At 30.7% G+C, this 6,658-nt stretch carries 6 protein-coding genes; 3 read left to right on the plus strand and 3 right to left on the minus strand.

The window, feature by feature from the left end:
* A partial coding sequence (locus AACZ53_RS13170) for a tyrosine-type recombinase/integrase (protein WP_339839331.1) occupies positions 1-230 on the plus strand: 230 nt, incomplete at its 5' end.
* A 167-nt stretch (positions 231-397) separates the two neighbouring features.
* On the opposite strand, the gene rny is transcribed toward AACZ53_RS13170, so the two are convergent.
* The 3 genes from rny to AACZ53_RS13185 form a co-directional block, all read right to left on the minus strand.
* Positions 398-1,963 carry a ribonuclease Y gene (gene rny / locus AACZ53_RS13175; RefSeq protein ID WP_339839333.1) on the minus strand — a complete coding sequence of 522 codons (1,566 nt, stop codon included), beginning with the start codon at positions 1,961-1,963 and terminating at the stop codon, positions 398-400.
* Between the two features lie 210 nt (positions 1,964-2,173).
* A complete protein-coding gene (locus AACZ53_RS13180) occupies positions 2,174-2,467 on the minus strand; it encodes a cell division protein ZapA (RefSeq protein WP_026716946.1) in 294 nt (97 codons plus the stop codon).
* Positions 2,468-2,473: 6 nt separating this feature from the next.
* Complete coding sequence (locus tag AACZ53_RS13185; protein ID WP_339839338.1) at positions 2,474-2,764, minus strand: hypothetical protein; 291 nt, start codon at positions 2,762-2,764, stop codon at positions 2,474-2,476.
* Between the two features lie 164 nt (positions 2,765-2,928).
* On the opposite strand from AACZ53_RS13185, the gene AACZ53_RS13190 reads away from it, so the two are divergent.
* Positions 2,929-4,614 carry a M23 family metallopeptidase gene (locus tag AACZ53_RS13190; RefSeq protein WP_339839340.1) on the plus strand — a complete coding sequence of 562 codons (1,686 nt, stop codon included), beginning with the start codon at positions 2,929-2,931 and terminating at the stop codon, positions 4,612-4,614.
* A gap of 10 nt (positions 4,615-4,624) precedes the next feature.
* Positions 4,625-6,658 (plus strand): carboxypeptidase regulatory-like domain-containing protein (locus tag AACZ53_RS13195; RefSeq protein WP_339839342.1); only part of this gene is annotated, 2,034 nt, incomplete at its 3' end.

Genomic DNA, 6,658 nt, shown 5'->3' on the forward strand with positions numbered 1-6,658 from the left:
TGATTTTTACAATCATAAAAGATTTAGCCATACAGATAAGTTTAAAGAAAACCATTAGTCCGCATACTTTTCGTCATTCATTCGCAACGCACTTGTTAGAAAATGGTGCAGATTTGCGTTCTATTCAATTAATGTTGGGACATGAATCAATTACGACTACAGAAGTTTATATGCACTTAGATAGAAAGCATTTGGCAAAAGTACTAACACAGTTTCATCCGAGGAAGTAGTGTTCAGTGTTCAGTAATCAGTTGGCAGATTTCAGATAGTAGTTTTTGAATAAGAATACATTGTTGGAATAATTCAACGGATAATTTAAGCAAAAAAAAAATCGCATTAAAATGAATTAACGCGATTTTATATTTATAGTAACTGATCACTGAACACTGCCAACTTATTATTTAGCTATGTTAACAGCTCTAGTTTCTCTAATTACAGTAATTTTTACTTGACCAGGATAAGTCATTTCAGTTTGAATTTTGTGTGATATTTCAAAAGATAAAGTTGCTGCTAATTCGTCAGAAACTTTTTCGCTTTCAACAATTACACGTAACTCTCTACCTGCTTGAATTGCATAAGCACTTTTTACACCATTAAATCCATAAGCTATTTCTTCTAAATCTTTTAAACGTTGGATGTAAGAATCTAAAACTTGTCTTCTTGCACCAGGTCTTGCACCAGAAATAGCATCACATACTTGAATAATTGGTGAAATTAATGACTTCATTTCAATTTCATCATGGTGAGCTCCAATGGCGTTGCAAACTTCTTCTTTTTCACCGTATTTTTCAGCCCATTGCATTCCTAAGATTGCGTGAGGTAATTCACTTTCAGTATCTGGCACTTTTCCAATATCATGAAGTAAACCTGCTCTTTTGGCTAACTTAACATTTAAGCCAAGTTCAGCAGCCATAATTCCACACAGTTTAGAAACTTCTCTAGAGTGTTGTAATAAGTTTTGACCATAAGAAGAACGATACTTCATACGTCCAACGATTTTGATTAGTTCTGGGTGTAAACCGTGAATTCCTAAATCGATTACTGTACGTTTTCCTATGTCGATAATTTCTTCTTCAATCTGTTTCTGTGTTTTAGCTACAACTTCTTCAATTCTTGCTGGGTGAATTCTTCCGTCTGTAACTAATTTGTGTAAAGCTAAACGAGCTATTTCTCTTCTAACTGGGTCAAAACAAGAAAGTATGATTGCTTCTGGAGTGTCATCAACAATAATTTCTACACCAGTTGCAGCTTCGATTGCTCTAATGTTTCTTCCTTCACGACCAATAATTCTTCCTTTAACATCATCAGATTCAATATTAAAAACAGACACACAGTTTTCTACTGCTTCTTCTGTACCCACACGTTGAATTGTGCTGATGATTATTTTTTTAGCTTCTTGTTGAGCAGTTAATTTTGCTTCTTCAATAGTCTCTTGAATGTGAGCCATCGCATTAGTTTTAGCTTCAGCTTTTAAGCTTTCAACTAATTGACTTTTAGCATCATCAGCAGATAAACCTGAAATTACTTCAAGTTGTTCTATTTGTGATTTATGCATTTTTTCAACATCAATTTGTTTCTTGTCTAAGAAATCAAGTTTTGTGTTGTAGTCTGTTATTTTGGCTTCAATTTCTTCGTTTATTTTTTTAGTTTTAGCTAATTCACTTGAAACTTGAGATTCTTTGTCTCTTGTTCTTTTTTCAGCCTCGCCTAATTTTTTATCTTTAGATAAAATCTCTTTTTCGTGTTCTGATTTTAATTCTAAAAACTTTTCTTTAGCTTGAAGTAGTTTATCTTTTTTAATAGACTCGCCTTCTGCTTTCGCTTCTTTTAGTATAGAGGTCGCTTCTTTTTTTGCATTTTTAATAAGATTTGAAACATTGCTTTTTTCTAAAAGCTTTGCTATTCCAAAACCTAGTGCTATTCCAACTACGACTCCGATGATTATTATTAGTATGTTATCCATGATTTGATTAAAAAATTATATAAAAAAAACCTACATTAGATGATTGCATAAACTCCAGTTATACAAGTTTTGAGTTAGTTTGCCTTTCAAGGTTCCTTGCTATAAATAACATGGCATTCTTTAGTTGCAATAATTCACTCATTTTAATTTGTGATTGTTGAGTTTACCAAATAGATACTAATGTAGGTAGTATTGTTATGTAAGAACGTATTATTTCGAAAGAATTCGACTCAGTTTATCATCTAATTTTTGTAGTCTTTCATAAGCTTCATCATTGTCTTGCGACTTGTTCAACTGCTTTTGCTCTACTTGTGAGGCAAATTGTAAAGCACACATGGCTAAAACATCTTGCTTATCTCTTACTGCATAATTTTGTTCAAACTGTTTTATAATAACATCAATCTTTTTAGAAGCACTTCTTAGTCCTTCTTCTTGCGAGTGTTCCACTGTTAATGGATAAACTCGGTCTGCAATTGATATTTTAATTTTTAGTTTATCTTCCATTTCTTTCTATTCCGAAAGTTGTGCTATGCAATAATCAATTTCTCTAATTAAAGAATTTATTTTGAGTTTCGTTTCTCTTTTGTTTTCATCACTACCTAATATTGCATTGACAGTTTTTAAGCCTTCCAGTTGGTTTTGTAAATCACCAATCGTTTTTAACTGTTTTTTGTTGTTTTCCTTGAATTGTATCAATTCATCAGATAATTCTTGATTTTTCTTTTCCAAAGTGTCCATCTTGTGGTACATTTTTGAAAATTTAACTTCAAGAGAATCAATCAATTCAGTTAATCCGCTCATAAAACATTTATTTCAGTACAATAATTACAAAGTTAAGATTTGAAATTTAAATAACAACACTTTTTATTTTTTTTTATATACTAAATGCGTATTTTTTTTGTTTTACTTGTTTTATAAGTACTTAATTATTTAATTTTAGTATTTTAAATGCAAAATCTGCTTAAATGAAACAACTATTTCTTCTTTTTTTTATCACTTCTTTAAGTTTTGGGCAAGATTATCCTAAAGATTATTTTATTTCACCGTTAGATATACCTTTAGATGTTTCTGGTGCTTTTGGAGAATTACGAAGCAATCATTTTCATACTGGTTTAGATTTAAAAACAAAAGGAGTAGAAGGTTTGCCAGTTTATGCCGTTGCAGATGGCTATGTTTCTAGAATTAAAATTTCAACGTGGGGTTATGGAAAAGCGATTTATGTAACACATCCAAATGGGTATACTTCTGTTTATGGGCATTTACAAAGTGCTAACGGGAAAATAGAAGAAATGATTCATAAAAGACACTACGATGAAAAAGCATTTGAAATAGAACTTTTTTTAAAACCTTCAGAATTACCTGTAAAGCAAGGTGAAGTCATTGCTCTGTCTGGAAATAGTGGTGGAAGTGGTGGTCCACATTTGCATTTTGAAATAAGAGATACTAAAACAGAAATGGTTATTAATCCGTTACTTTTTGGTTTTGATGCATTAGTAATAGATAAATACAGACCAAAAGTAAATAGTGTAATGGTTTATCCTTTAAATGATACAATTGCTATTAATAATGAATATTTAGCCCAAACAATTCCTTTGTCTATTAATGATGAAGGAAGCTATATAACACACAAGATTACTTCTAATGGAGCAATTGGTTTTAGTCTTAATGTTTTTGATAACATGACAAATCCTTATAACAAAAACGGAATTTATAAAGTTTCTACTTTTGTGAATGGTGTTCCTTATTTCTCTTATAAATTTGATACTTTTTCTTTTGATGAATCTAAACATATCAATTACTTTATAGATTATTTTAGATTTAAAAATATGGGGCAGCGTTTTCAAAAAATGTTTATTGAGAACGAGTACCCTTTGTCAATAGTAAATCAGAATAAAAGAGATGGAGTTTTAAAAGTGCAACCTTCAGCTTCTTACACTTATAAAATTATTGTGGAAGATTTTTCTAAAAACACTTCTATTATTGAAATTCCGGTTGTTTATAAAAAAGCTCAAGCAGCTCTAAATGTTACAACTTCGACGGATAAAAAAATAAAAGCTAAAAATGATTATATTTTTGAAGAAGGAAAATGGACTATTAATTTTGGAGCCAACACATTTTACGAAAATTTTACTATGAAACTGAATAGTAAAGAGGATATTCTGTTTTTACATGAAGACGAAATTCCTGTAAAAAACAGTTTCAATATTTCTTTTGATATTACTGATTTGGATGAAACCTTAAAGAAAAAAAGTTTTATAGCTTATTTAGACGGTAAAGATGTAGACTACATTAAATCATATATTAAAGGAGATAAAATAAATGCGAAAGTCAAAAAACTTGGAAATTATAAAGTAGTTCAAGATACTATTGCTCCAAAAATATATGGTGTAAATTTCTCAGAAGGAAAAACTATAGATACTTACACAATAATTTCGGCTAAAATTTCAGATAATTTATCTGGAATAGATTCCTACAAAGCATACTTAAACGGAAATTGGATTCTTATGGAATATGATTACAAGACAAAAAAGCTGGTACATACTTTATCAGATAATATTTACGTTAAAGGAAAGAACGATTTTAAAGTAGTTGTTACTGATGAAATGAATAATTCTACTACCTTTGAAAGCTATTTTTATAAGAACAATTAAATTTAATCCTTTGAAGAATATACTCTTTTTCCTTTTTATTTGCACTGCAACTTTTGCTCAAACGGCCCAAATAAAAGGGGTAATATTAAACGAATTTAATGAACCTATTGAAAATGTTTCTGTCAAAGTTGGAAATATTGGAACAACAACAGATGCCACAGGGTTTTATGTATTACAAGTGCCAGCAAACAAGAAAATAACTGTCGTTTTTTCGCATGTTTCATATAAAAAAACAACGTTAAAAGACTTGGAATTAAAACCGAATGAAGATTATGAGTTTAATCCAGTCCTGAATATAAATGTAGAAGAAATTGGATTAGTAACTGTGGTTGGAACCAACAGAAAACGAATTGAAGGACTAACAGCAATTGATCCAGTTGTTATTAGAAAAATTCCTGGTGCAAATGCTGGAATTGAAAATATTATAAAAACATTACCTGGAGTTTATTCCAATAACGAGTTAAGTACATCTTATGCTGTTCGTGGCGGAAATTATGATGAAAATTTGGTTTATGTAAACGAAATTGAAGTCTATAGGCCATTTTTAATTCGTTCTGGTCAACAAGAAGGATTGAGTTTTACCAATACTGATATGGTTCAAAATGTAGACTTTTCTGCTGGAGGATTTCAAGCTAAATATGGTGATAAAATGGCTTCTGTTTTAGACATCACATACAAAAACCCAAAACAATTTGGAGCTAATATTGAAGCTAGTTTTTTAGGAGTAAATGCTTCTGTGGAAGGAGTTTCTAAAAATCAAAAATGGAGCAATGTAACTGGTGTTCGCTATAGAAATAACAGCCTTTTAGTAAATAGTCAAGATACAGAAACAAATTATAAGCCTTCTTTTACAGATATTCAAACGTTTTTAAATTACAATGCTTCAACCAAGTGGCAATGGAGCTTTTTAGGAAATGTGGCTCAAAATAAATACAATTATCAGCCTTTGTTTAGACAAACAAATTTTGGTACAATTAGTGAGCCAATTGGTGTACAAGTGCTTTATGATGGACAAGAAAAAGATGAATATTTAACCGTTTTTGGAGCTGTAAAATCGGTTTATGAATATAATGAAAATAATAAGTTGAAATTTATTGCTTCAACATATCACACACAAGAACAAGAGCATTTTGATATTTTAGCGCAATATAGATTAGGAGAAGTTGATACCAATATTGGTTCAGAAACCTTTGGTGATGTTCAATTTACACGTGGCATTGGGTCACAATTAAATCATGCAAGAAATAATTTAGATGCTTTAATTGTAAATGCTGAAGTAAAAGGTTTTCATAAATTAGAAACAAAAAGCGAAATCGAATGGGGTTTCAAGTACACAAGAGAAAATATAAAAGATAGAGTAGTGGAATGGGAAGTTATTGATTCGGCTGGGTTTTTATTACCAAATCCGCTTTTGGGATATACCAATAATCAACCTTATGAACCCAATGAATATCCATTAGCTCCTTATCAATATGTAAGAGCTACAAATTTCACTACAATAAATAGAGTTTCAGGTTACGGTCAATGGAATCATAGTGGTAAATGGGAAAAAGGAGAATATTGGTTAAATACGGGAGTTCGTTTTCATCAATGGCAAGTAAATGATCAAGATGGAAGCGGAAAAGCTCAAATTGTTTTTGCACCAAGAGTTCAATTTGCTTTTAAACCTTATTGGGAAAAAGACATGTTGTTTAGAGCAGCAATTGGAGTTTACAATCAACCACCATTTTACAGAGAATTAAGGGATTATAATGGCGTGGTACAAAAAGATGTCAAAGCTCAGCAATCGATTCATTTTGTATTGAGTAACGATTATAGTTTCAAAATGTGGGGAAGAGGTTTTAAATTGCTTTCTGAAATGTATTACAAAGATTTTAAAAATGTCAATACCTATACGATTGATAATGTTAGAATTCGTTATCGTGCCAATAATGATGCAACGGCTTATGCTTATGGGTTTGATGCAAGGCTAAATGGAGAATTTGTGCCAGGAACAGAATCTTGGTTTACATTTGGTTATTTAAAAACAGAAGAAAATCAAGAT

This window comes from uncultured Flavobacterium sp., from assembly GCF_963975005.1.
GTDB lineage: Bacteria > Bacteroidota > Bacteroidia > Flavobacteriales > Flavobacteriaceae > Flavobacterium.

Bases quoted from the DNA above. Each gene is read 5' to 3' on its own strand.
- rny (WP_339839333.1), bottom strand. From the start codon at position 1,963: ATGGATAACATACTAATAATAATCATCGGAGTCGTAGTTGGAATAGCA.
- AACZ53_RS13185 (WP_339839338.1), bottom strand. From the start codon at position 2,764: ATGAGCGGATTAACTGAATTGATTGATTCTCTTGAAGTTAAATTTTCA.
- AACZ53_RS13190 (WP_339839340.1), top strand. From the start codon at position 2,929: ATGAAACAACTATTTCTTCTTTTTTTTATCACTTCTTTAAGTTTTGGG.
- AACZ53_RS13180 (WP_026716946.1), bottom strand. From the start codon at position 2,467: ATGGAAGATAAACTAAAAATTAAAATATCAATTGCAGACCGAGTTTAT.